General features: G+C 57.6%; 23 protein-coding genes. 9 read left to right on the top strand and 14 right to left on the bottom strand.

Annotation, left to right across the window (positions count from 1 at the left end):
* Position 1: 1 nt before the first annotated feature.
* From L362_RS06005 to L362_RS06055, 11 genes are all read right to left on the bottom strand, one after another.
* Positions 2-1,693: a glycosyltransferase family 2 protein gene (locus L362_RS06005; protein WP_023345045.1), complete on the bottom strand. Its 1,692-nt coding sequence runs from the start codon at positions 1,691-1,693 to the stop codon at positions 2-4.
* The gene (locus L362_RS06010; RefSeq protein WP_008503085.1) at positions 1,684-2,037 is read right to left on the bottom strand and encodes an ApeI family dehydratase; all 354 of its coding nucleotides are present in this window, start codon (positions 2,035-2,037) and stop codon (positions 1,684-1,686) included. Before L362_RS06010 ends, L362_RS06005 begins: the two co-directional genes overlap by 10 nt.
* Complete coding sequence (locus L362_RS06015; protein ID WP_023326243.1) at positions 2,024-3,385, bottom strand: class I adenylate-forming enzyme family protein; 1,362 nt, start codon at positions 3,383-3,385, stop codon at positions 2,024-2,026. The genes L362_RS06010 and L362_RS06015 overlap by 14 nt, the downstream gene beginning before the upstream one ends.
* Positions 3,378-3,917 carry a COG4648 family protein gene (locus L362_RS06020; protein ID WP_023345044.1) on the bottom strand — a complete coding sequence of 180 codons (540 nt, stop codon included), beginning with the start codon at positions 3,915-3,917 and terminating at the stop codon, positions 3,378-3,380. Before L362_RS06020 ends, L362_RS06015 begins: the two co-directional genes overlap by 8 nt.
* Before the next feature lie 54 nt (positions 3,918-3,971).
* Positions 3,972-4,223: an acyl carrier protein gene (locus L362_RS06025; RefSeq protein WP_008503082.1), complete on the bottom strand. Its 252-nt coding sequence runs from the start codon at positions 4,221-4,223 to the stop codon at positions 3,972-3,974.
* 12 nt (positions 4,224-4,235) lie between these two features.
* On the bottom strand, positions 4,236-4,493 hold the full coding sequence (locus L362_RS06030; protein WP_008503081.1) for a phosphopantetheine-binding protein: 258 nt from the start codon (positions 4,491-4,493) through the stop codon (positions 4,236-4,238).
* Complete coding sequence (locus L362_RS06035) at positions 4,474-5,289, bottom strand: lysophospholipid acyltransferase family protein (protein ID WP_008503080.1); 816 nt, start codon at positions 5,287-5,289, stop codon at positions 4,474-4,476. Before L362_RS06035 ends, L362_RS06030 begins: the two co-directional genes overlap by 20 nt.
* The gene (locus L362_RS06040) at positions 5,286-6,008 is read right to left on the bottom strand and encodes a beta-ketoacyl synthase chain length factor (protein WP_023326242.1); all 723 of its coding nucleotides are present in this window, start codon (positions 6,006-6,008) and stop codon (positions 5,286-5,288) included. Before L362_RS06040 ends, L362_RS06035 begins: the two co-directional genes overlap by 4 nt.
* Before the next feature lie 70 nt (positions 6,009-6,078).
* Positions 6,079-7,143 carry a class I SAM-dependent methyltransferase gene (locus L362_RS06045; protein ID WP_008503077.1) on the bottom strand — a complete coding sequence of 355 codons (1,065 nt, stop codon included), beginning with the start codon at positions 7,141-7,143 and terminating at the stop codon, positions 6,079-6,081.
* Positions 7,144-7,212: 69 nt separating this feature from the next.
* On the bottom strand, positions 7,213-7,602 hold the full coding sequence (locus L362_RS06050) for a lipoprotein (protein ID WP_008503076.1): 390 nt from the start codon (positions 7,600-7,602) through the stop codon (positions 7,213-7,215).
* A gap of 336 nt (positions 7,603-7,938) precedes the next feature.
* Complete coding sequence (locus tag L362_RS06055) at positions 7,939-8,988, bottom strand: AI-2E family transporter (RefSeq protein WP_008503075.1); 1,050 nt, start codon at positions 8,986-8,988, stop codon at positions 7,939-7,941.
* A gap of 145 nt (positions 8,989-9,133) precedes the next feature.
* Here L362_RS06055 and L362_RS06060 point away from each other — a divergent pair, with 145 nt between their 5' ends.
* On the top strand, positions 9,134-10,351 hold the full coding sequence (locus L362_RS06060; RefSeq protein ID WP_023345043.1) for an MFS transporter: 1,218 nt from the start codon (positions 9,134-9,136) through the stop codon (positions 10,349-10,351).
* Between the two features lie 4 nt (positions 10,352-10,355).
* Here the strand turns inward: L362_RS06060 and L362_RS06065 are convergent, their stop codons facing one another.
* A complete protein-coding gene (locus L362_RS06065) occupies positions 10,356-10,913 on the bottom strand; it encodes a DcrB family lipoprotein (RefSeq protein ID WP_008503073.1) in 558 nt (185 codons plus the stop codon).
* Between the two features lie 72 nt (positions 10,914-10,985).
* Complete coding sequence (locus tag L362_RS06070) at positions 10,986-11,651, bottom strand: 7-cyano-7-deazaguanine/7-aminomethyl-7-deazaguanine transporter (protein WP_008503072.1); 666 nt, start codon at positions 11,649-11,651, stop codon at positions 10,986-10,988.
* Between the two features lie 167 nt (positions 11,652-11,818).
* On the opposite strand from L362_RS06070, the gene tusA reads away from it, so the two are divergent.
* Both tusA and L362_RS0123170 read left to right on the top strand, forming a co-directional pair.
* Positions 11,819-12,061: a sulfurtransferase TusA gene (gene tusA, locus L362_RS06075; protein WP_017693840.1), complete on the top strand. Its 243-nt coding sequence runs from the start codon at positions 11,819-11,821 to the stop codon at positions 12,059-12,061.
* Between the two features lie 44 nt (positions 12,062-12,105).
* A complete protein-coding gene (locus L362_RS0123170; protein ID WP_021242178.1) occupies positions 12,106-12,366 on the top strand; it encodes a hypothetical protein in 261 nt (86 codons plus the stop codon).
* Positions 12,367-12,502: 136 nt separating this feature from the next.
* Here the strand turns inward: L362_RS0123170 and yhgN are convergent, their stop codons facing one another.
* Positions 12,503-13,096, bottom strand: a complete 594-nt coding sequence (gene yhgN, locus L362_RS06080) for an NAAT family transporter YhgN (RefSeq protein WP_003861574.1) — start codon at positions 13,094-13,096, stop codon at positions 12,503-12,505.
* A gap of 177 nt (positions 13,097-13,273) precedes the next feature.
* Here yhgN and asd point away from each other — a divergent pair, with 177 nt between their 5' ends.
* From asd to glgP, 6 genes are all read left to right on the top strand, one after another.
* On the top strand, positions 13,274-14,377 hold the full coding sequence (gene asd / locus L362_RS06085; RefSeq protein ID WP_021242179.1) for an aspartate-semialdehyde dehydrogenase: 1,104 nt from the start codon (positions 13,274-13,276) through the stop codon (positions 14,375-14,377).
* 248 nt (positions 14,378-14,625) lie between these two features.
* Positions 14,626-16,812: a 1,4-alpha-glucan branching enzyme gene (glgB, locus tag L362_RS06090; protein WP_023345042.1), complete on the top strand. Its 2,187-nt coding sequence runs from the start codon at positions 14,626-14,628 to the stop codon at positions 16,810-16,812.
* Positions 16,809-18,782: a glycogen debranching protein GlgX gene (glgX, locus tag L362_RS06095; protein ID WP_023345041.1), complete on the top strand. Its 1,974-nt coding sequence runs from the start codon at positions 16,809-16,811 to the stop codon at positions 18,780-18,782. Before glgB ends, glgX begins: the two co-directional genes overlap by 4 nt.
* 17 nt (positions 18,783-18,799) lie before the next feature.
* Positions 18,800-20,095, top strand: coding sequence for a glucose-1-phosphate adenylyltransferase (gene glgC / locus L362_RS06100; RefSeq protein ID WP_008503066.1), 1,296 nt, complete (start codon positions 18,800-18,802; stop codon positions 20,093-20,095).
* Positions 20,095-21,528, top strand: coding sequence for a glycogen synthase GlgA (glgA, locus tag L362_RS06105; RefSeq protein WP_023345040.1), 1,434 nt, complete (start codon positions 20,095-20,097; stop codon positions 21,526-21,528). Before glgC ends, glgA begins: the two co-directional genes overlap by 1 nt.
* An 18-nt stretch (positions 21,529-21,546) precedes the next feature.
* Complete coding sequence (glgP, locus tag L362_RS06110) at positions 21,547-23,994, top strand: glycogen phosphorylase (RefSeq protein WP_008503064.1); 2,448 nt, start codon at positions 21,547-21,549, stop codon at positions 23,992-23,994.
* The last annotated feature ends 52 nt before the right edge of the window (positions 23,995-24,046 follow it).

The raw sequence follows: 24,046 nt of genomic DNA, 5'->3' as shown, positions 1-24,046 counted from the left end.
TTTACTCCTTCTCACTGGACTCTGGCAGATGCCAGAAATCGAAAAAATTAAACCAGTCGAGCGGCGACATGAGGGCGTAATGTTCCAGCCGCTGCGCATAGCGATCGACGGTATCTTGCAGTGCCTGCTGGCGTTCACCGCGCGGCAGGCGCAGCGGGTCGGCAAACGGCTCGCAGTGCAGGACGAGCTTACCCTGCTGGCGCAGGGCGAAAATCAGCACCACCGGGCAGCGCAGGATGGAGGCCAGGATAAACGGCCCCTGTGGGAACGGTGCAGGCTGGCCCATGAATCGGCTCCAGATCACGCGCCATTCGCCGCCGCGCTGCGGATTCACCGCGATGCGATCCCCCACAATCGCGACCCATTCACCGCGCTCAAGCTTCTCTTTGATGGCAATGGCGGTGTCCGGGCCGATGTCGGTGACCGACATCAAATTCACGCCAGCTTCGGGCGCCATTTCGCTCATGATTTGCTTAAAGCGCTGGGCGTTCTCGCTGAAAACCAGGGCGTTGATGATTTTACTGCCTTCCAGCTGAGCCAGGGCCCGGCAGGCCTCTACGTCGCCAAGGTGCGAGGCCAGCAGCAGTTTGCCCTGTGGAGCCGCGATGTTTAACGCTTCGCTCGCGCCGGGGGCAAAGACAATATCGCGATGAAGCTTCAGTTCGCCGCGCCAGCTGGCGACTTTATCCAGCATCGCGTTGCCGAAGCGCATGAAATGGAAAAAGCTGTTAAGCCGTGAGGGAACAGGCATGCTCCGCTGACGCAGTTCTTGCTTCACTCTCGCCATCCACTGCCGCGAGGCCTGCCGCGCCGGACGCGCGATAAGCCAGTACACGCCGATAACCGGCCACAACAGCACGGTAAAGGCCCGCCGACCCAGCCGTTCCCAGACGCGCAGCATCAGGCGCATCCCCCACAGACCCTTGACCTCGTCCTGCTGCGCCCAGTGCTGGCGGCGTCGACGGAAAAGCAGGCCGGGCATGCGGGGCAGCATGCCGAAGAAGAGCCGGGTATGCATCAGGGAGATCCGCACGTTATCTTTTAGCGCGTCGAAGTGGGACAAACCGTCCTGCGGATAGGTCACGCGCGTGGGCAGAAAGACGCTGGTGTTGCCCTGCCAGTAGAGACGAACCATCACTTCGGTGTCAAAGTCCATCCGCTTGCCGAGCGGTTCGCGCGCTGCCAGCCGCAGCGTGGGTGAAACCGGATAGACCCGAAAGCCGCACATGCTGTCTTTAAGCTGCAGCGATAAGGTTTCAATCCACACCCAGACGTGGGTGATCCAGCGCCCGTAAAGTCGTGAGCGCGGAATAGAGTCATCGTAAATGGGCTGCCCGGAAATCAGCGCGTCCGGGTGGCGCTCCGCCAGCGCCAGCAGTTTGGGGATATCCTCAATGGCGTGTTGGCCGTCCGCATCCACCTGCACGGCGTGGGTGTAGCCCGTCCGCGCGCACTCCTCCAGCCCTCTGATGACAGCGGCACCTTTTCCGGCGTTTTGCGCCAGACGAACCAGCGTCATCTGCGGCTGCTCCGCCGCCAGGCGCTCAAGCTCCTGACGGGTGACTGCGTCGCTGCCGTCATCCACCACCAGGCACGGCAGGCCGAACGGCGCGAGACGTGACAGCACGCGGGCAATCATCGCGCCGTGGTTGTAGCACGGGATCAGCACGCAGGGACGAAAGATTACTGACATAGACGAATTTTCCCGCTGCTGGCGGTGTGGCGCTCAGCCCCGGCATGGCGTTGATAGCTGAAGGTCAGCATCTGACGTTCGGCATGCCACTCAAGCATCAGCGTCACCGTGGTTTCCGGCAGCAGTGGTGCCTGAAACTTCACGTTTTGAATGCTGTGAAAGCGATAGCCCGGTGCCAGTAACGTCGTGGCGTAGTGCATCACCCAGTCAAGCTGCGCAACGCCGGGCAGCAGCGGTTGTACGGCGAAATGGCCCTGAAACCAGAACAGCGTTGCGTCGAGATGCAAAACGATCTCCAGCTTCTCCGGCTGTGTCTGGTGGCGCTCAATTTCATGAATTTTCATGAAATAACTCCTCTAACTGCGCATAGACACGCTTGTTCATACTGTTTACCGGCATTTCATCAACGATGCGCCAGTAGCGCGGCACCGCGACAGGTTCAAGCCACGGCAGCAGGGCGCGACGCCAGGCGAACTCCTGCGCTTTTTTATCCTGCACATACCCGCGCTGACGGGCCGTTTCATCCAGAACCAGCAGGGCGCCAATCCCCTGACGACCCCCGCGCGTGACCGGCAGTGCGGCCGCTTCGCAAATACCGTCGAGCTCCAGCAGGCGGCGTTCGATCTCGTTAAGCGAGATGCGTTTTTCTTCAATTTTGACCACCCGCCCGCGGCGACCGGCGATGCTGAAAAGCCCCTCGCTGTCGAAGTGCAGGATATCGTCGAGCTGGAGCCCTTCTGGCTCATGGATCAGTGGCGACGTAACGCGACAGGCGTCATCTTCCTGATGGAAGATCACGCCGGGGAACGGTAGCCAGGGCACGTTATCCTCCTGACGATGGCGCCAGGCGAGGATCCCGGTTTCGGTACTGCCATAAATTTCATCCGGCCAAAGGTTAAGCCAGCCGGAAGTGGTCGAGACGTCACGCCAGGGCAGCATTCCACCTGCTGAAATCAGCATCCTGACGGGCGGCGCGGCAAGCTCGGTATCCAGGCGCTTCAGGAACGCCGGGCTGCTGATGAACAGGTATTGCCTGTCAGGAGGCAGGGCGGCCAGTTGTTCCGCGTAATAGAGCATCGCGGCATGCAGCGGCAGGCCCAGCGCCATCGGCAAGACGATACGGAATGTCAGGCCATACAGGTGTTGCGGTACGACCGAGGCCACAATGCTGCATCCGGCCAGACGCTCACCAAAGCGGTTAGCCAGCAGGCGGGCTTCGCGATCCAGACTGACGATGTGCTTAACCACCCGGCGCGGCGTGCCCGTGGAGCCTGAGGTGAACAGTTCAACGAAGCGGTTTTCGTCAATGGCCGGCAGAGGCACCCAGTGGCTGGCTGTCTGGTGGCTGGAGGCCACCACAATCTGTTTCCCATGAAAACCAAGAGTCCGATCGCTCAGAACGCCGCTAAACAAAGATTGCTGTTCTTCAAGCTGCGAGACGCGGCTATGGCCGGGAATGACCGGTGTTTTACCGGCGTGCAGCGAGGCCAGCAGCGCAACAATAAACAGGTAGCTGTTTTCAAAGCACAGCGCCCAGCGCTCGCCTTCCTGCTGACGCAGGGTCTCGACCAGTAAGGTTACATCGTGGCGCAACTGGCCCAGCGTCCAGGTACGATCGTCAAGCCAGGCAACAGGCGTGTCGTCAGGGCGCGGCGCATTTAACCACTGGCCCAGCGGAAGGGGGTTAGTCATTGTGCATCTCTTTTTTTATCACCCGCTGGCGCACCAGCCACTCTGCTGCCATCAGCATCCCCATCAGGATGTAAGCCAACATACCGTTCCATAGCGTCCACAGATGCATGTCGCCGTGGAGGACGGTAATCAGCGCCATCGTGCCGTTGCCGACGAAAAAACCGCACCAGACGAGGGTCACCTTACGGGTATAGCGCACGCCCTCCGGGGGCAAGTTTGGCTCGCGCAAGCGCGCCAGTCGTTCGACAAGCGGCATCGCTGTCCACAGCGAACCGCCAAACACGGCCAGCATGACAAGGTTGACGACCACCGGGTAGAGCAGCAGCCACTGGTGGGCTTTCAGCAGGTAGCTTGCCGTGCAGAGGGCGATCCCCGCCAGCGCCACGCACTGCACCACATACCGCATCGGGCTTGTGTTCCGCTGCGCCTGACGCAGCCGCAGCAGTAACACCAGAGCCATCACGGGTAATAGCCACTGCAGGCTGTTATGCGCCAGCCCAAATCCAATCAGGAAGGGCCACGCCAGCAGCATCAACCCCGTCAGAAGTGGGATGATCGGGAATGTCCGTCCGCCGCGCACGACGTCTTACTCTTCGCGCAGAAGCTGTTCGACGGCGTCTACCACATCCTGAACGGTACGAACCGATTTGAAGGTTTCCGGCTTGATTTTCTTGCCCGTTTTCTTCTGCAGATGAACAATCATGTCCACCGCATCAATGCTGTCCAGCTCCAGGTCTTCGTAAAGACGGGCTTCAGGGGTAATATCCTGCGGGTCGATTTCAAACAGTCGGGTCAGAAGGCCACAGACTTCCTGATAAATGGTTTCTTGTTCGGTCATCGTGATCACATCTCAGGCGCGTTGAGCGTTGATAAAGGACGCCAGCGTGGCGACGGAAAAGAAGTGCTGGCGCATCTCTTCGCTTTCAGCGGAAAGCACCACGCCATACTGGTTTTTCACGGCCAGACCCAGTTCCAGCGCGTCGATAGAGTCGAGACCCAGCCCATCGCCAAACAGCGCGGCATCGGTATCAATATCCTCTGCGGTAAGCTCGTCCAGATTCAGCGTGGTGATAATGAGATTCTTAATTTCAAGATAAAGCGCTTGCATCATTAATTCCTGACAAAGATTGAAGGCCTGATGTTAATCGATGCTGTAGATGCCGGTTTAACTGCCTTGCCGCCAGCGCCGGTTCTTGTTCATTTGCATCGTAAAATTCGTCGATGTTCACGCGGTCGCGGACATCCACGGTGAAGACAGGTTTTTCTGGCGGCACATCATACCAGCGACTTTTTTTATCCAGCAGATGTTCGCTACAGTGGATCAGCACCACCCGCAGATCGCTGTTACAGCGCACGGCGATATTTGCTGCGCCGCGCTGGAGGGAAATAGCTTCGCCAGACCGGGTACGTGTGCCTTCCGGGAAGATTAACAGCGTGTCGCCCTGAGCCAGACGCTGCTGGCTTGCAGCCAGCAGAGGCTCGGCTTCGCTGTTAATCAGGTAATCCGCCGCGCGGATGACGCCGCTGACAAACGGATTGCGCAGCAGCGCGCTTTTCACCAGACAGTCGGTTTCTGGCATCACCGATGCCAGAATCACGTAGTCAATTAACGTGGGGTGGTTAGCCACCACCAGACAACCCCGATCGTTGCGCAGGGCGTCAAGATTGTGAATGCGATAGTCCAGTACCCCGAGGCCACGGGCAACGGTCAGGAAGAAGCGGAAGCTGGCCGCAATGCTGCGCCGCGCAAGGCGACGGCGGTTGGTGCGGTCGCGCTGGACGATCAGCAGCAGGTTGAACCATACCAGTGACAGCAGCAGCCCGCCCACGCCAAACAGCACGAAGCAGAATCCGGTCATCACCAGACGCCATAACCAGTTAATTCGGGCAGTCAGGCGGTTCATGCGCGCGTCCATTGCCACAGCAAACGTTCGCCGGGTACCACAAACTGGCGTGCCTCGCTGAGATAGCGTTGCAGGAACATCAGGCTTTGCGGAAGGGCGGGTTCATCCCCCGTGCTGCCGCTGCGGGTTTCACACTGCAATTCCTTGCCGGATTCAATCACCAGCGCCAGCGCGTAGGGCCAGGTGGGCATCTGGTGCGGTAACGCTGGGTGGTAAAATTCCGGCAGTGCGCCGTCAAAATCGACCAGCAAGACGCGGGAGTAGCCCGCCTGCAGCAGGCTCAGGACTTCACATAATGCCTGCTGGAAGGTGTCCAGCCCGGCAGAAATGGATGACGAGACGATAGCCTGGCGTGCGGTAATCGTGAGATTGCCCACCGCCGAATTGTGCACGGACATGGCGAAGTCGGTAGGCGATACGGATTGCCCCGTCGCCAGAGCATGCAGAATACGGTAGTTGCGCTCCAGCTCGCCGTGGCGGCTGGAATAGACGACGGCATCAATGGCGTGGTGTTGCAGCATAGCGAGACCAATGTCCACCGCCAGCTTACTGCCTGAATTGAGGCGGCGCGCGGTCATCATCGGTAAAGCGGTCAGCCGGGGAAGCGGGGCCGCTGGATCGACGGGCAGCTGCAGGCGTGACCACGCCTGCCACTCTGTGGCATCGCTGAGTCCTGGGGCTCTCGCCTGCCAGTCGATAATGTTCAGTGAAAATTTCATCTACGCGCGTCCGCGAAAAAAAAAACCGTATTCAAAGGGCAGACCTGGCCACCCGGGCAGCTAAGCTGCTCTATTGTTCACGTTTGGTGCATATCAACAGGGTATGACCGACCCCAAGGTTATCCAGACGCTGTTCAACGCTGAAACCTGCGCTCTCCAGGTAACGATAAAACGCCTCTACGCTGTAAAACCGGCTATTGCCATTCGCCATACAGGTGAAATAGAGCGAGGTGGCATTCAGGCTGAAAGAGGCCGCTTCAAACTTCTGGGCATCCCAGAAAAGCTCCATGATGCATAAACGTGCGCCTGGCTTCATGACCTGTGCGACGCGCGTCAGCATGGCGACAATCTGATCCGGAGAGAAACAATCCAGAAACTGGCTCATCCACCAGACGTCGGCCTCACCCGGCAAGGCTGCTGGGCTAAGCATATCGACAGCATGGAATCCAATACGATGAGAAAAACCTGCTTTTGCGATGTTTTCCTGCGCCAGCGCTATCTGCTGCGGCAGGTCGAGGATCGTCACGGCAACATTTTCGTCATAGCGGCAGCAGCGTAACGCCCATTTACCCGTATTTCCGCCCACATCGTACAATTTTGTCGGCGAGCTTGCGAATATATATGGCAAAGCGGCGTCAAACGCGGCGTCGGAATAGTAATGATCAAAGGCGAACCAGCTCTCTTTCGCCTGTGCCGGTAATTGGGATAATGCCGGATAGATGGTTGGCCAGTTGCCAAACACCGCTAAGCCCGCAGGTTTTTCTTCCTTCAGGGCGTCCGCCAGGTGAAATAGCCCTTTGTAACAAACGTCCTGAGTGAAATCCATATTTACGCGGGTCATTTCATCGTGCAGTAAAAAGTGGCCCACTTTCGCCAGAAAATAACGTCCATGCTGTTGGGTAACGATCCGCCCGCTTAATCCCATATCCAGCAGTACGCTGACGCCATAGCTGCCGAGCGTGCTGTGTTCGGTTATTTCCTCGAGGCTGGCACCCTCTTTACCTTGTTTATCGAGCCAGGCGAGAATGCCTGAGTTACGCAGACAAAGCGCGGTCTGAAATAACATCGGAGCAAAAGCGATGCGTTGCGCTTCGGTAATGGCATCCAGTGCGCTGAGCGTATCCTTTTCGTACATTGCTGCGTAACCTTTCAGGGCAAGAAATAAGGGTTATCGGGCCATATGCGGCCCGACTTTAGAAAAATATTACAGTGCGGCGCCCGCGGAGAGGTTCAGCTGAATATCGTGGTCGAGGTTATTCACCCAACGGTTATAATTTTTGTGAATTTTACCGTCAGCCGCTTTCAGGTTCATACTGCTTTCGTAGTTAATGGAATAGCTTGTTGCGGAATAAGGAATACGAACGTCGACCGAGTGGTCGCGCGCCTGCAGACGACCTTTGATAACGCCCGGACCGGCTTCCGTCATGATCCAGTCACGTTTTTGTCCTGCTTTCAAAATCGCGGTTTTTACCTGGTCGGCGGTATGACCCGCGCTCACAGTAGAGTGAACCTGAGCGATTGGGGCAGTACGCGCACAGCCTGCCAGTGCGCCAACGAATACGGCGGCAGCACACCATTTAACGATCTTTTTCATCAACAACTCCATATCAATAATAACAATTAAAGGTACTGGTTTTTACAAATAATATTTATCCGGCGTTTCTTATGTGCCAGATGTTTTTTTAATCAATATTAAGGTTTGCATTACGTTGACGCGAAGGCGGGCATAATAACATGGAAAATAATTAACAATTTCATTTTTTTTAATTTGCGTTAAATCATGATTTGCGTTTCAACGTAATGCGACCGACGTAAACAAAAACAGAATTAATATTTCCTTAACGCAAATAAAAATACCGCGTCAGGTAATGAACGCGGTAATTTAAGGCGGATTATTGGCGGTTTAAACCTACCTATAAAGGTAGGTCAGCTACCCGGGCAACCGGCTTTTCGGCCTTCCCGGCCCGAGCAAAATGGCCAGCTTGCTGCCGCCTTTGGTGGTCTCCATCCAGATCTTACACACGCTGGTCAGGGGGACCGAGAGCAGCATACCGACCGGGCCCAGCAGCCATCCCCAAACCAGTAAGGATAAAAAGACGACCAGCGTCGACATGCCGAGCCGGTGCCCCATCATGCGTGGTTCGAGAATATTGCCCAGCACCATATGCACCACGAGGAACAGCGCGCCAACCAGCATACATTCGTAAAAACCGTTAAACAGAAACGCCTGAATCATTGGCGGCACGGCGGAAAGCACCGCGCCAATGTTGGGCACGTAGTTCAGCAGAAACGCCAGCACGCCCCACATCAGCGCGAACTGCACGTTCATCAGCATCAGCCCCAGCCAGACGATGATCCCGGTCCAGACGCTCAGCAGCGTTTTCAGCGCCAGATATTTAGAGACGCCCTTCAGCGCCCGGTGTAAGCCAGCAATGTGAATTTGTGGGTTATTCAGTGCAAAGCGCAGCTTATACGGGACGTGGCGGACTTCAAACAGCATAAACACCACCGTCATGACCAGCAGCAGAATGCTGGCCATCGCGCCGGAAAGCCCCGTCATCAAGGTGGTGGCGTAGGTCATGACCTTCTCGGAGTCCATCCTGCGCAGCATCCGTTCGGGTGAGATATGCAGATTAAGGAAAGGCACCATCTCCTGGAGTGCGACGATCTTACGCGTCAGCTCTTTGTTGTACTGCGGCAGCATGGTGGAGAATTCACTCAGCGAGGCCGCCAGCACGCCGAAGAGCGCCGTCAGGGCAATCAGCATCACGATGACGACGATAGTGATGGCTACCGGGCGGCTAACGCCCCGGCGCAGAAACCAGGTGACCAAAGGATTAAGCACAATGGCAAAAAAGAGCGCCAGCAGGAGCTGAACTATGATGTCGGCGGCCGCATGGATACCCGCAAGGATAACCACCAGACAGGCGAGTTTTAATAAGATGTGGAGTCCTGCTTTGTCGGACGGGTTAGCGATCATGCGCGTTCCTTAATGTGATGACCCGGTAAGTGTAGTGCCCGGGCCTCGCTTCGTCTGGCACCGTTAATCTGAAAGTCGCTGCTGATTTTCTTATTGGGGCGTGGTAATAGTGAAACACTGTTGTAAAAAATCCAGGTAGAACCCCATGCCCGAACCTGCCGCTGAACCGGCACTGAGCGGACTGCGCCTCAATCTGCGCATCGTTTCCGTTGTGATTTTTAACTTTGCCAGCTATCTCACCATCGGCCTGCCGCTGGCGGTTCTGCCGGGCTATGTCCATGACGTCATGGGCTTCAGTGCCTTCTGGGCGGGGCTGGTGATTAGCCTGCAGTATTTCGCCACGCTCCTGAGCCGCCCGCATGCCGGGCGCTACGCGGACACGTTCGGTCCAAAAAGCATCGTGGTGGTGGGATTGTGTGGCTGCTTCCTCAGTGGCCTGAGCTACCTGCTGGCTGCCTCAGCCAGCCACTGGCCGCTGGTCAGCCTGGCGCTGCTCTGCCTGGGCCGCGTCATCCTCGGCATTGGGCAAAGCCTGGCGGGAACCGGCTCGACGCTCTGGGGCGTGGGGGTTGTCGGGACGCCACACATTGGTCGGGTGATCTCCTGGAACGGGATTGTCACCTACGGCGCAATGGCGCTCGGTGCGCCGCTCGGCGTGGCCTGCTATGCCTTTGGTGGGCTGTATGGCCTGGCCGTCACCATTATGGCGGTCGCGCTTGTGGCGATACTGTTTGCGCTGCCGCGCCCGACAGTGAAGGCCAGCAAGGGCAAGCCGCTGCCGTTCCGGGCGGTGCTCGGGCGGGTCTGGCCATACGGGATGGCGCTGGCGCTGGCGACCACCGGCTTCGGGGTCATCGCCACCTTCATTACCCTGTTCTATGACGCCAAAGGCTGGGACGGCGCGGCCTTTGCGTTAACCCTGTTCAGCTGTGCGTTTGTTGGCGCGCGCCTGCTTTTCCCTAACGGCATCAACCGTCTGGGCGGGCTGAACGTGGCGACGATCTGCTTTGCGGTAGAGATTGTCGGGCTGCTGTTGACCGGCGTAGCCAGCGCGCCGTGGATGGCGAAAATGGGCGTATTTCTCGCGGGAGCCGGTTTTTCACTGGTCTTCCCGGCGCTGGGCGTGGTCGCGGTGAAAGCGGTGCCGCAGCAGAACCAGGGGGCGGCGCTGGCGACCTATACGGTGTTTATGGATATGTCGTTGGGCATTACCGGGCCGCTGGCAGGGCTGGTAATGGCCTGGGCGGGGGTACCGGTGATCTATCTTGCCGCGGCGGGTCTGGTCATGATGGCATTGCTGCTGACGTGGCGGCTAAAAAAATGGCCCCCGGTGCAGGCACCGGAGGCCACGTCATCATCGTGAAACGTTACTGGATTACGATGGTGTTAATGATGTTTTCAGCAGCCGTCTGCGCTTTCTGCTGATCTTCCGCTGGCAGGGTGATCTGCAGGGTCAGGAGTTTGTTATCGACCTTGCCCAGCACGACAGAGGAGTACGCGGTCTGGCCCTTCGCAGAGATGATGCTGTCCAGCTGCTGCAGCTTATGGCCTTTCAGTTCGATGGATTTATTGGTCACGACCTGCAGCTGCGGGTCGCGGCCGCGCTGCTGATCTTCCAGACGTTTGGACAGGACGGCCAGATCTTCGCTGGTGTCGTCGCCCACAATCACAATGACCGCTTTCTGCCCGGTTGCGTCGGAGTAAACGTGCATGTTATTCGCCTGAGTGCCCAGCTTGCCGCTCTGGTCAGTCATATCGGCTGGCAGAGAGAAGCTAAGTTTGCCATCCATTAGATTCACCGGCTGGCCGGTCGCATTGCTTTCTGCGGATGCGCCCTGAGCAGGCGTTTTCGTGTCGCTGTTATCACAGGCTGCAAGACCCACAACCAGCAGGCCAATCCCGACATATTTAACCAGATTGCGCATTGACTTCTTCCTTTCGATAAACGGCCATAACGGCTCATTCGCTCATCTTATCACAACTGATAAAGCGAACCCTTAACCAGCCTGCAATGCCGTGATTTCAGATTTATCTGCCAGCCTTTTCAGCAGCATATTCAGCAGCACGCCGTACATGGGCAGGAAGAACACAATGCTGATGAGCACCTTGAAGCAGTAGTCCACCAGCGCGATTTCCATCCAGTGTTCGGCCATGAACGCATCCGGGCTACGCCAGAAGGCGATGAAGAAGAAGGCCAGCGTATCGCTCACGTTACCGAACAGCGTGGAGGCGGTGGGTGCCATCCACCAGCGATGATTCTGACGCAGGCGGTTAAACACGTGTACGTCCAGTATCTGCCCCAGCGCGTAGGCCATAAAGCTTGCTGCGGCGATACGGGCGACAAACAGGTTGAAGTGGGTTAACGCCTCAAAGCCCTGCCAGCTTCCCATATAAAACAGGGACGAAACCCCGTACGAGATGAACAGCGCCGGGAGCATGACCGCAAAAATAATGCGGCGAGCCAGCGGTGCGCCAAAAATACGCACGGTCAGATCGGTGGCGAGGAAAATAAACGGAAAGCTGAACGCGCCCCAGGTGGTATGAAAACCAAAGATGGAGATAGGGAGCTGCACCAGATAGTTGCTGGAGGTGATCACCAGCAAATGGAAAAGCGAAAGCCAGAACAACGCTTTTACGCGCTGTGATTCAGAAAACTGCGTCATATTGTGACCTTTTTATACGTTGGGGTGAGGGAACCCAATAAAAACCGCAGCATGATACTGCTTTGGCGGGACATTGCAATGGTTAGTTTTTACGCAATCGTTAACCTGGTTTGCATTGACCGCAACGGGGCGTAAACTACAGCCGTTTTTACCTGACCGAGAAGATCATGACCGACCTGTTTTCCAGCCCAGACCACACTCTTGATGCCCAGGGCCTTCGCTGCCCGGAACCGGTAATGATGGTACGTAAAACCGTGCGCAACATGCAGACCGGTGAAACGCTGCTGATCGTTGCCGACGACCCTGCCACCACGCGCGACATTCCCGGTTTTTGTACCTTTATGGAGCATGAACTGGTGGCGCAGCAGACGGAAACGCTGCCGTACCGGTATTTGATTCGTAAGGGGTAGCCCTCACTTATTTGGGGGGAGGTTGAGGGTATCAGGCCGCACCCATGCTTGAACCTGTTCCTGAATATTTAAAAGCGAGTTTAACGGTAGATGACCTGCCTCTGGACGTCCCTGCCTTCGAACCGGAAGTTGAACAGTTGGGAAGCTATTGCCCGCTATTAACGCAGTTGCTGTTGGCTCGTTCACTTTCAGAGAGTGATGAAAGAGTGGCTGGAGATTTGTTGCAAGGCTTAGTTGGGCTGTATAGCGGTATGTTGAAAGCACCGCGCTGGTTGCGTACAAATGAAGGCATCCTGCCACTGTGAAAAAAGTCGGGTGGCGCTAACGCTTACCCGACCTACGGGACTAGAGCCGTTGTAGGCCGGGTAAGGCGAAGCAGCCACCCGGCAAGAATACGGCCTCTGCGGCCTGATGCCCTCTCCCACAGGGAGAGGGAGAACGTCATCCTTTCATCCACGCCCTGATCCCATCCAGGAACATCTGCGTTGCCATCATCACCAGAATGAGCCCCATCAGGCGCTCCAGCGCGTTTACCCCTTTTTCGCCCAGCAGGCGCAGGAACAGGGACGACTGCAGCAGGATGATAAACGTCCCGCCCCAGGCAATCAGCAGGGCAATCACCAGATGGCTCATCTGGTTCGGATACTGGTGCGACAGCAGCATCAGCGTCGCCAGAATGGTTGGCCCCGCGACGAGCGGGATCGCCAGCGGCACAATAAACGGCTCTTCACCCGCAGGCAGGCCGCTGCTGCTGCCTTCCGCGCTCGGGAAAATCATCTTAATCGCAATCAGGAACAGAATAATCCCACCGGAAATCGACACGGTTTCAGCGCGCAGGTTCAGGAAGGCGAGGATTTTTTCACCCGCAAACAGGAAGATAAACATCACCAGCAGGGCGATGAGCAGCTCGCGGATCATGATCGCCCGGCGGCGCTTCGGCTCGGTGTGCTTCAACACCGACATGAAGATCGGCAGGTTACCCAGGGGATCCATTATCAGGATCAATAAAACCGCGGCGGAAATGATTTCACTCATGTAAATTATCCCTGAAACTCTCTATGGTTATTATGATAATTAGCTGTATTTCTGATTGCCGGGCAATCATCGATTAATTTCGCTTGCGACTTTGGCTGCATTTTGTAATGTGAAGCATATCCCAGTTCAATACTGGCTTGCACAATCAGCACACACCCTCAGCAGGAAAAAAATGCTATGAAAAACGTTGGTTTTATCGGCTGGCGCGGTATGGTCGGCTCTGTACTCATGCAACGCATGGTTGAAGAGCGCGATTTCGACGCTATCCGCCCGGTCTTCTTCTCCACTTCCCAGCTCGGCCAGGCTGCTCCGTCCTTTGGTGGTACCACAGGCACGTTGCAGGATGCTTACGATCTGGAAGCGCTGAAGGCACTCGACATTATTGTGACCTGCCAGGGCGGCGATTATACCAACGAAATCTATCCAAAGCTGCGTGAAAGCGGCTGGCAGGGCTACTGGATTGACGCGGCCTCATCGCTGCGCATGAAAGACGATGCCATCATCATTCTCGACCCGGTTAACCAGGGCGTGATCGCCGATGGCCTGAACAACGGCGTAAAAACCTTTGTTGGCGGTAACTGCACCGTCAGCCTGATGCTGATGTCCCTCGGCGGTCTGTTCGCGCAGGATCTGGTGGAGTGGGTCTCCGTGGCGACCTACCAGGCGGCGTCCGGCGGCGGCGCGCGTCACATGCGCGAGCTGCTGACACAGATGGGCCAGCTGCACCAGAGCGTTGCGACCGAGCTGGCAAATCCGGCATCCGCTATTCTCGATATCGAGCGTAAAGTGACCGAGCTGACCCGCAGCGGCGAGCTGCCGGTGGATAACTTTGGCGTACCGCTGGCCGGCGGCCTGATCCCGTGGATCGACAAACAGCTGGATAACGGCCAGACCCGCGAAGAGTGGAAAGGCCAGGCCGAGACCAACAAAATCCTCAATACCGCGAACACCATTCCGGTTGACGGTCTGTGCGTGCGTATCGGCGCGCTGCGCTGCCACAGCCAGGCTTTCACTATTAAACTGAAAAAAGATGTGTCTATTCCGACCGTGGAAGAGCTGCTGGCCGCGCACAACCCGTGGGCGAAAGTGGTGCCAAACGATCGCGATATCACCATGCGCGAGCTGACCCCGGCAGCGGTGACCGGCACGCTGACCACGCCGGTTGGCCGTCTGCGTAAGCTGAACATGGGGCCGGAGTATCTCTCCGCGTTCACCGTTGGTGACCAGCTCCTGTGGGGCGCCGCTGAGCCGCTGCGCCGCATGCTGCGCCAGCTGGCGTAATAATTTGTTAAATACCGGGGGTGATTTTCACCCCTTTTTTTTGCGTACTACATGGAGTAACACGCGTATGTCTTATTTTTTATCAGGAGTCATTTAGAGCGTTGGCTATGCTTTAAGGAAGAGTCATTTCTTACCTGAGGTTCGAACGGAGCAGAATGGATGCACATTTTTGTGCTGTCCCGTTCAGGTCACATTAAAAGTCGTCCCGGAGCGCTTAAAAAGGACGACATAAAAACAGGATGAATACCATGTCCGATCGTGTGGATAGAGACGTGATTAATGCGCTTATTGCGGGTCATTTCGCTGACCCCTTTTCTGTGCTTGGGATGCACCGTACTGAGGCAGGTCTGGAAGTTCGTGCCCTGTTGCCGGATGCCACAGAAGTCTGGGTGATTGAACCCAAAACCGGCCGCAAAGTCGGTAACCTTGAATGCCTCGATTCCCGTGGCTTCTTCTCGGGCGTGATGCCCCGTCGTAAAAACCCTTTTCGCTATCAGCTCGCCGTTCTATGGCACGGCCAGCAGAACCTGATTGACGATCCCTACAGCTTCGGCCCTCTGCTTAAAGAGATGGATGCCTGGCTGCTCTCCGAGGGGACGCATCTGCGTCCTTATGAAACGCTGGGTGCCCATGCCGATACCATGGACGGCATCACCGGCACGCGGTTCTCCGTGTGGGCGCCCAATGCCCAGCGCGTCTCCGTTGTCGGCCAGTTCAACTACTGGGACGGCCGCCGTCACCCGATGCGCCTGCGTCGGGAAACCGGCATCTGGGAGCTGTTTATCCCCGGGGCGCACCACGGGCAGCTTTATAAATTCGAGATGATCGACGCCCACGGCAAGCTGCGCATTAAAGCCGACCCGTATGCCTTCGAAGCGCAGATGCGCCCGGATACCGCGTCGCTGATCTGCGGCCTGCCGGAGAAGGTCGTCCAGACGGAGGAGCGTAAACAGGCCAACCGTTTTGATGCGCCAATATCCGTCTATGAAGTCCATCTCGGCTCCTGGCGCCGCCATACCGATAACAACTTCTGGCTCAGCTACCGGGAGCTTGCCGACCAGCTGGTGCCATACGCCAAATGGATGGGCTTTACCCACCTTGAGCTGCTGCCGGTCAACGAGCATCCGTTCGACGGCAGCTGGGGCTATCAGCCCACCGGGCTGTATGCGCCGACCCGCCGCTTCGGCACCCGCGACGACTTCCGCTATTTCATTGATGCCGCGCACGCCGCCGGGCTGAACGTGATCCTCGACTGGGTGCCGGGCCATTTCCCGGCGGATGATTTTGCGCTGGCAGAGTTTGACGGCACAAAGCTGTACGAGCATAGCGATCCGCGCGAGGGCTATCACCAGGACTGGAACACGCTGATTTACAACTACGGTCGCCGTGAAGTGTCGAACTACCTGGTCGGGAATGCCCTGTACTGGATCGAGCGGTTTGGCATTGACGCCCTGCGCGTGGATGCGGTGGCGTCAATGATCTACCGCGACTACAGCCGCAAAGAGGGGGAGTGGATCCCGAACGAGTTTGGTGGCCGCGAAAACCTGGAAGCCATTGAATTCCTGCGTAATACCAACCGCATTATCGGCGAGCAGGTGGACGGTGCCGTGACCATGGCGGAAGAGTCCACCGACTTTGCGGGCGTCTCCCGTCCGCCGTCATCAGGCGGCCTGGGGTTCTGGTATAAGTGGAACCTGGGCTGGATGCACGACACGCTCGACTACATGAAGCTGGATCCGGTTTACCGTAAGTATCATCACGATAAGCTGACGTTCGGGATGCTCTACAACTACACCGAAAACTTCATGCTGCCGCTGTCGCACGATGAGGTGGTACACGGTAAAAAATCGATTCTCGACCGCATGCCGGGCGACGCGTGGCAGAAGTTTGCCAACCTGCGCGCCTATTACGGCTGGATGTTTGCCTTCCCGGGCAAGAAACTGCTGTTCATGGGCAATGAGTTCGCCCAGGGGCGCGAGTGGAACCACGACGCCAGCCTCGACTGGCATCTGCTGGAAGGCGGCGACAACTGGCACCACGGGGTGCAGCGTCTGGTACGCGATCTGAACCTGACCTATCGCCACCACAAAGCGCTGCACGAGCTCGACTTCGATCCGTACGGCTTTGAATGGCTGGTGGTGGACGACCATGAGCGCTCGGTGTTTGTCTTTGTGCGTCGTGACAAGGCGGGTAACGAGATCATCGTCGCCAGCAACTTCACCCCGGTGCCGCGCGAACACTACCGCTTCGGCATTAACCAGCCGGGCAAATGGCGTGAAATTCTGAATACCGACTCAATGCACTACCACGGCAGCAATGCCGGTAACGGTGGGCTGGTACAGAGCGACGCCATTGAAAGCCACGGGCGACCCAACTCCCTGAGCCTGACGCTGCCGCCGCTTGGCACCATCTGGCTGATGCGGGAGGGCGAATGACGCAGCTTACGGCAGGTAAACCCGAACCGCTCGGGGCGCATTTTGACGGAAAAGGGGTGAACTTCACCCTCTTTTCCGCTCACGCCGAGCGGGTTGAACTGTGCGTGTTTGACGGGGAAGGTAACGAGCACCGTTACGATTTACCCGCGCGCACGGGGGATACCTGGCACGGCTACCTGGCCGGAGGACGGCCCGGTATGCACTATGGCTTTCGCGTCCACGGTCCGTGGGATCCCGCGCAGGGGCACTGGTTTAACCCGGCGAAGCTGCTGATTGATCCGTGCGCGCACCGCGTGGACGGCGAATTTAAAGATGATCCGCTCTTCCACGTGGGCTACGGCGAGCCCGACCACCGCGACAGCGCGCCCGTCGCGCCAAAAAGCGTGGTGGTGAACGATCTTTATGACTGGGAAGACGATGCCCCGCCGCAGACGCCGTGGGGCAAGACCGTCATTTATGAAGCCCACGTCAAAGGGCTGACGTACCTGCATCCGTCGATCCCCAAAGAGATGCGCGGCACCTACAAGGCGCTCGGGCATCCCACCATGATCGCCTACCTGAAACACCTCGGCATCACCGCCCTGGAACTGCTCCCCGTCGCCCATTTTGCCAGCGAGCCGCGTCTGCAGCGGCTGGGGCTGAGCAACTACTGGGGCTATAACCCGCTGGCGATGTTCGCGCTCGAGCCGCGCTATGCCGTCCATCCGGAAAAGGCGCGGGACGAGTTCCGCGATGCGGTGAAGGCGCTCCACGCGGCGGGCATTGAGGTCATTCTGGACGTGGTACTGAACCACAGCGCAGAAAGCGATCTCGACGGCCCGACGCTCTCCATGCGCGGAATTGATAACCGTAGCTATTATTGGATCAGGCAGGATGGCGATTATGAGAACTGGACCGGCTGCGGCAACACGCTCAATCTCAGCCATCCGGCGGTTACGCATTTTGCGTATGAATGCCTGAAATACTGGGTGGAGACGTTCCACGTCGACGGTTTTCGTTTCGACCTGGCGCCCGTCATGGGACGCACGCCGGCGTTCAGCCAGCAGGCGCCATTGTTTGAGGCGATAAAAAACTGTCCGGTGCTCTCGCAGGTGAAGCTGATTGCCGAGCCGTGGGACATTGGTGAAGGCGGTTATCAGGTCGGGAATTTCCCGCCGCTGTTTGCCGAGTGGAACGACCACTACCGCGACGCCGTACGCCGCTTCTGGCTGGAGCGGAACCTGTCGCTGGGGGAATTTGCCGGGCGCTTTGCCGCGTCGAGCGATCTCTTTAAGCGCGACGGCAAACGCCCGTCGGCCACCGTTAATCTGTTGACGGCGCACGACGGTTTTACGCTCAGGGACTGCGTTTGTTTCAATCAGAAACACAATGAGGCGAACGGCGAAGAGAATCGCGATGGCACTAACAATAACCATAGCTTTAATCATGGTATAGAAGGGTTAGGCGGAAGTCTGGATGTGATAGAGCGGCGACGCGCCAGCGTTCATGCGCTGCTGACAACGCTTTTACTGTCGCAGGGCACGCCGATGCTGCTGGCAGGCGACGAGCATGGTCACAGCCAGCACGGTAATAACAACGCCTATTGCCAGGACAACACCTTAACCTGGCTCGACTGGGGTGAAGCCAACAGCGGCCTGATTCATTTTACCGCTGCGCTGATCCATCTTCGCCAGCAGATCCCCGCGCTGACCGCCAACAGCTGGTGGGAAGAGGGTGACGGCAACGTTCGCTGGCTGAATAAAGACGCGCAACCGTTAAGCGCGCAAGAGTGGCAACACGGCGTACCACGCCTGCAAATCCTGCTGTCGGATAAATGGCTGGTCACGCTGAACGCGACGGATGACGTCGCAGAGATTGTTTTACCTGACGGGGAATGGCGAGCCGTTCCCCCCTTTGCCGGAGCGGATAATCCGGTAGTAATGGCTGTCTGGCACGGGCCTGCGCACGGAGTGTGCGTATTCCAAAGATGATAAAAAAGGAGTTAGTCATGGTTAGATTAGAGAAGAACGATCCCTTAATGTTGGCACGCCAGCTACCATTAAAAACGGTTGCCCTGATACTTGCGGGCGGGCGTGGTACCCGTCTGAAAGATTTGACCATCAAGCGCGCCAAGCCGGCCGTTCACTTTGGTGGTAAGTTCCGTATTATCGACTTTGCGCTCTCCAACTGCCTGAACTCGGGCATTCGCCGCATTGGCGTCATCACGCAGTATCAGTCGCACACCCTGGTGCAGCATATTCAGCGCGGCTGGTCATTCTTCAGCGAAGAGATGAACGAATTTGTCGATCTCCTTCCTGCGCAGCAGCGCGTTCACGGCGAGAACTGGTATCGCGGGACAGCGGATGCGGTGACCCAGAACCTCGACATCATTCGTCGCTATAACGCGGAATACATTGTGATCCTCGCCGGGGACCACATTTACAAGCAAGATTACTCCCACATGCTCATCGACCACGTCGAAAAAGGGGCGCGCTGCACCGTGGCGTGTCTGCCTGTGCCCGTTGCTGAAGCGACGGCGTTTGGCGTCATGCACGTGGACGCCGACGACAAAATTATCGACTTCGTTGAAAAACCGGCGAACCCGCCAACCATGCCGGGCGATGACACCAAATCGCTCGCCAGCATGGGGATCTATGTCTTTGACGCAGATTATCTTTATGAGCTGCTGGAAGAAGACGACAAAGACGAAAACTCAAGCCACGACTTCGGTAAAGACATCATTCCGAAAATCACCAAAGCTGGCATGGCGTATGCACATCCTTTCCCGCTGTCCTGCGTGCAGTCCGACCCGAATGCGGAACCGTACTGGCGCGATGTGGGCACGCTGGAAGCGTACTGGAAAGCGAACCTCGATCTGGCATCGGTCACGCCTGAACTGGATATGTACGACCAGAACTGGCCGATTCGTACCCATATGGAGTCGCTGCCGCCAGCCAAATTCGTGCAGGACCGCTCCGGTAGCCACGGTATGACGCTGAACTCGCTGGTGTCCGGCGGGTGCATCATCTCCGGTTCGGTCGTGGTGCAGTCGGTGCTGTTCCCGCGCGTGCGGATAAATTCATTCTGTAATATCGATTCGGCAGTCTTGTTGCCGGACGTCTGGGTAGGGCGCTCGTGTCGTCTGCGTCGTTGCGTGATCGACCGTGCCTGCGTCATCCCTGAAGGGATGGTCATTGGGGAGAATGCGGAAGAAGACGCGCGTCGTTTCTACCGTTCGGAAGAGGGGATCGTGTTAGTCACACGGGAAATGTTGCGGAAGCTGCAAATCAAACAGGAGCGATGATGCAGGTTTTACACGTATGTTCTGAGATGTTCCCGTTATTAAAAACGGGCGGTCTGGCAGATGTGCTTGGCGCATTACCGGCGGCGCAAATCGCCGGAGGCGTGGATACCCGAGTCCTGCTGCCCGCCTTTCCGGATATCCGGCGCGGTATACCTGATGCAAAAGTGGTGACCCGCCGTGAAACGTTTGCCGGACGCATTACCCTGCTGTTTGGACATTACAATGGCGTAGGGATTTACCTGATCGACGCGCCGCATTTATACGATCGCTCGGGCAGCCCGTATCACGATACGAACCTGTTCGCCTATACCGACAACGTGCTGCGCTTTGCGCTCCTCGGCTGGGTTGGAGCAGAAATGGCGACGGGGCTGGATCCGTTCTGGCGTCCGGATGTGGTGCATGCGCACGACTGGCACGCCGGGCTTGCTCCGGCGTATCTCGCCGCGCGCGGCCACCCGGCGAAATCGGTCTTTACCGTGCATAACCTGGCCTATCAGGGGATGTACTACGCCCATCACATGAATGACATCGATCTGCCATGGTCGTTCTTTAACATGCACGGTCTGGAGTTTAACGGGCAGATCTCGTTCCTGAAGGCGGGGCTGTACTACGCCGATCACATCACGGCGGTCAGCCCAACCTACGCGCGTGAGATCACCCAGCCGGCGTTTGGCTACGGCATGGAAGGGTTGCTGCAGCAGCGCCACCGCGAAGGCCGCCTGTCGGGCATTCTGAACGGCGTGGATGAACAGATCTGGAGCCCGGAAACCGATCTCCTGCTGGCGGCGCGCTACGGCCGTGATTCCGTGGAAGACAAAGCGGAAAACAAACGCCAGCTGCAGATTGCGATGGGCCTGAAGGTTAACGACAAAGTGCCGCTGTTCGCCGTCGTAAGCCGCCTGACCAGCCAGAAAGGGCTGGATCTGGTGCTGGAGGCGCTGCCCGGTTTACTGGAGCAGGGCGGGCAGCTGGCGCTGCTCGGCGCGGGCGACCCGGTATTGCAGGAAGGTTTCCTTGCCGCCGCCGCGGAACATCCGGGGCAGGTGGGCGTACAGATTGGCTACCACGAGGCGTTTTCGCACCGCATTATGGGCGGCGCGGACGTCATCCTGGTGCCGAGCCGTTTCGAACCCTGCGGCCTGACGCAGCTTTACGGCCTGAAATACGGCACCCTGCCGCTGGTGCGCCGCACGGGCGGGCTGGCGGATACGGTATCGGATAGCTCGCTGGAAAACCTGGCGGACGGTATCGCCAGCGGGTTTGTCTTTGAGGACAGTAATGCCTGGTCGCTGCTTCGGGCGATTCGGCGTGCTTTCGTCTTGTGGTCCCGTCCATCGCTGTGGCGCTACGTCCAACGCCAGGCGATGTCCATGGACTTTAGCTGGCACGTTGCGGCGCAGTCATACCGCGATCTCTATCAACGCTTGATGTAACGAGGCGAAGTTACTGATATGAACGCTCCATTTAGCTACTCTTCACCCACGCTCAGCGTTGAGGCGTTAAAGCACTCCATCGCCTACAAGCTGATGTTCACCATCGGGAAAGATCCGGTTATTGCCAACAAGCACGAGTGGCTGAACGCCACCCTGTTTGCGGTGCGCGACCGCTTAGTTGAACGCTGGCTGCGCTCAAACCGCGCCCAGCTCTCGCAGGAGACGCGTCAGGTTTACTATCTGTCGATGGAATTTTTGATTGGCCGCACGCTGTCCAATGCGCTGTTGTCGCTCGGTATTTATGACGACGTCAAAACCGCACTGGAAGAGATGGGGTTAGATTTAGAAGAACTGATCGACGAAGAGAACGACCCGGGCCTCGGTAACGGCGGTCTGGGACGTCTTGCCGCCTGCTTCCTCGACTCGCTGGCGACGCTGGCGCTGCCGGGCCGCGGCTACGGTATTCGCTACGATTACGGCATGTTCAAGCAAAACATCGTCGACGGGCGTCAGAAAGAGTCCCCGGACTACTGGCTGGAGTACGGCAACCCGTGGGAGTTCAAGCGCCACAACACGCGCTACAAGGTGCGCTTTGGCGGGCGTATTCAGCAGGAAGGAAAAAAATCCCGCTGGGTGGAAACGGAAGAGATCCTGGCCGTGGCCTACGACCAGATCATCCCCGGCTACGACACCGATGCCACCAACACGCTGCGCCTGTGGAGCGCTCAGGCCAGTAGCGAAATTAACCTCGGTAAATTTAACCAGGGTGATTACTTCGCGGCGGTGGAGGATAAAAACCACTCCGAGAACGTATCCCGCGTGCTGTACCCGGATGACTCGACCTACTCAGGCCGCGAGCTGCGCCTGCGTCAGGAGTATTTCCTCGTTTCGGCGACCATTCAGGACATCCTCAGCCGCCACCATCAGCTGCACAAAACCTACGCCAACCTGGCGGAGAAAACCGCGATCCACCTTAATGACACCCACCCGGTGCTCTCTATTCCGGAGCTGATGCGCCTGCTGATCGACGAGCATAAGTTCAGCTGGGACGACGCCTTTGAGGTGACCTGCCAGGTGTTCTCGTACACCAACCACACGCTGATGAGCGAAGCGCTGGAGACGTGGCCGGTGGACATGCTCGGCAAAATCCTGCCGCGCCATCTGCAGATTATCTTTGAGATTAACGACTACTTCCTCAAGACGCTGCAGGAGCAGTATCCAAACGATACCGGCCTGCTGAGCCGCGCGTCCATCATTGATGAGTCGAACGGCCGCCGCGTGCGCATGGCCTGGCTGGCGGTTGTCATCAGCCACAAGGTCAACGGCGTGTCCGAGCTCCACTCGAACCTGATGGTGCAGTCGCTGTTTGCGGACTTCGCGAAGATCTTCCCGACGCGGTTCTGCAACGTGACCAACGGCGTCACCCCGCGCCGCTGGCTGGCGCTGGCTAACCAGCCGCTCTCTGAGGTGCTGGACGAGAATATCGGCCGCACCTGGCGTACCGATTTGAGCCAGCTGAGCGAGCTGGAACAGCATATTGATTTCCCGACGGTGAACAAAGCCGTGCGCGAAGCCAAGCTGCTGAACAAAAAGCGTCTGGCGGTCTGGCTGGCGATGCACCTGAACGTGGTGGCAAACCCGAAAGCGCTGTTCGACGTTCAGATCAAACGCATCCACGAATACAAGCGTCAGCTGATGAACGTGCTGCACGTGATCACCCATTACAACCGGATTAAGGCCGACCCGACGGCCGAATGGGTGCCGCGCGTGAAGATCTTCGCCGGTAAGGCGGCGTCGGCCTACTACATGGCGAAGCACATTATTCATCTCATCAACGACGTGGCGAAGGTGGTTAACCAGGATCCGGACATTGGCGACAAGCTGAAGGTGGTGTTCATTCCGAACTACAGCGTCAGCCTGGCGCAGCTGATCATCCCGGCGGCGGATCTCTCTGAACAAATTTCCACGGCGGGGACGGAGGCATCCGGCACCAGTAACATGAAGTTTGCCCTTAACGGCGCGCTGACCATCGGCACGCTGGACGGGGCGAACGTCGAGATGCTGGAGCACGTGGGCGAAGAGAATATCTTTATCTTCGGTAATACGACGGAAGAGGTAGAGGCGCTGCGCAGGAAAGGCTACTCGCCGCGTCAGTATTACGAAGAGGATGAAGAGTTGCGTCAGGTGCTGACGCAGATTGCAACCGGCGTGTTTAGCCCTGATGAACCGAGCCGCTACCGCGATCTCGTGGATTCGCTGATTAACTTTGGCGATCACTATCAGGTGCTGGCGGATTACCGCAGCTACGTCGACTGTCAGGATAAGGTGGACGAACTGTATCGCCAGCCTGAGAAGTGGACCAGCGCCGCGATGTACAACATCGCCAATATGGGCTATTTCTCGTCAGACAGGACCATCAAGGAGTATGCCGAGACGATCTGGCATATTGATCCGGTGAGGTTGTAAAAACAAAGCCGGGTGGCGGCTTCGCCTTACCCGGCCTACTTGATCCCGTAGG

It is taken from the genome of Enterobacter sp. MGH 16 (assembly GCF_000493175.1).
In the GTDB taxonomy this organism is placed as follows: domain Bacteria; phylum Pseudomonadota; class Gammaproteobacteria; order Enterobacterales; family Enterobacteriaceae; genus Enterobacter; species Enterobacter roggenkampii.
Note: the sequence above shows the minus strand (reverse complement) of the source record. Positions and strands in the feature narration are given on the sequence as shown.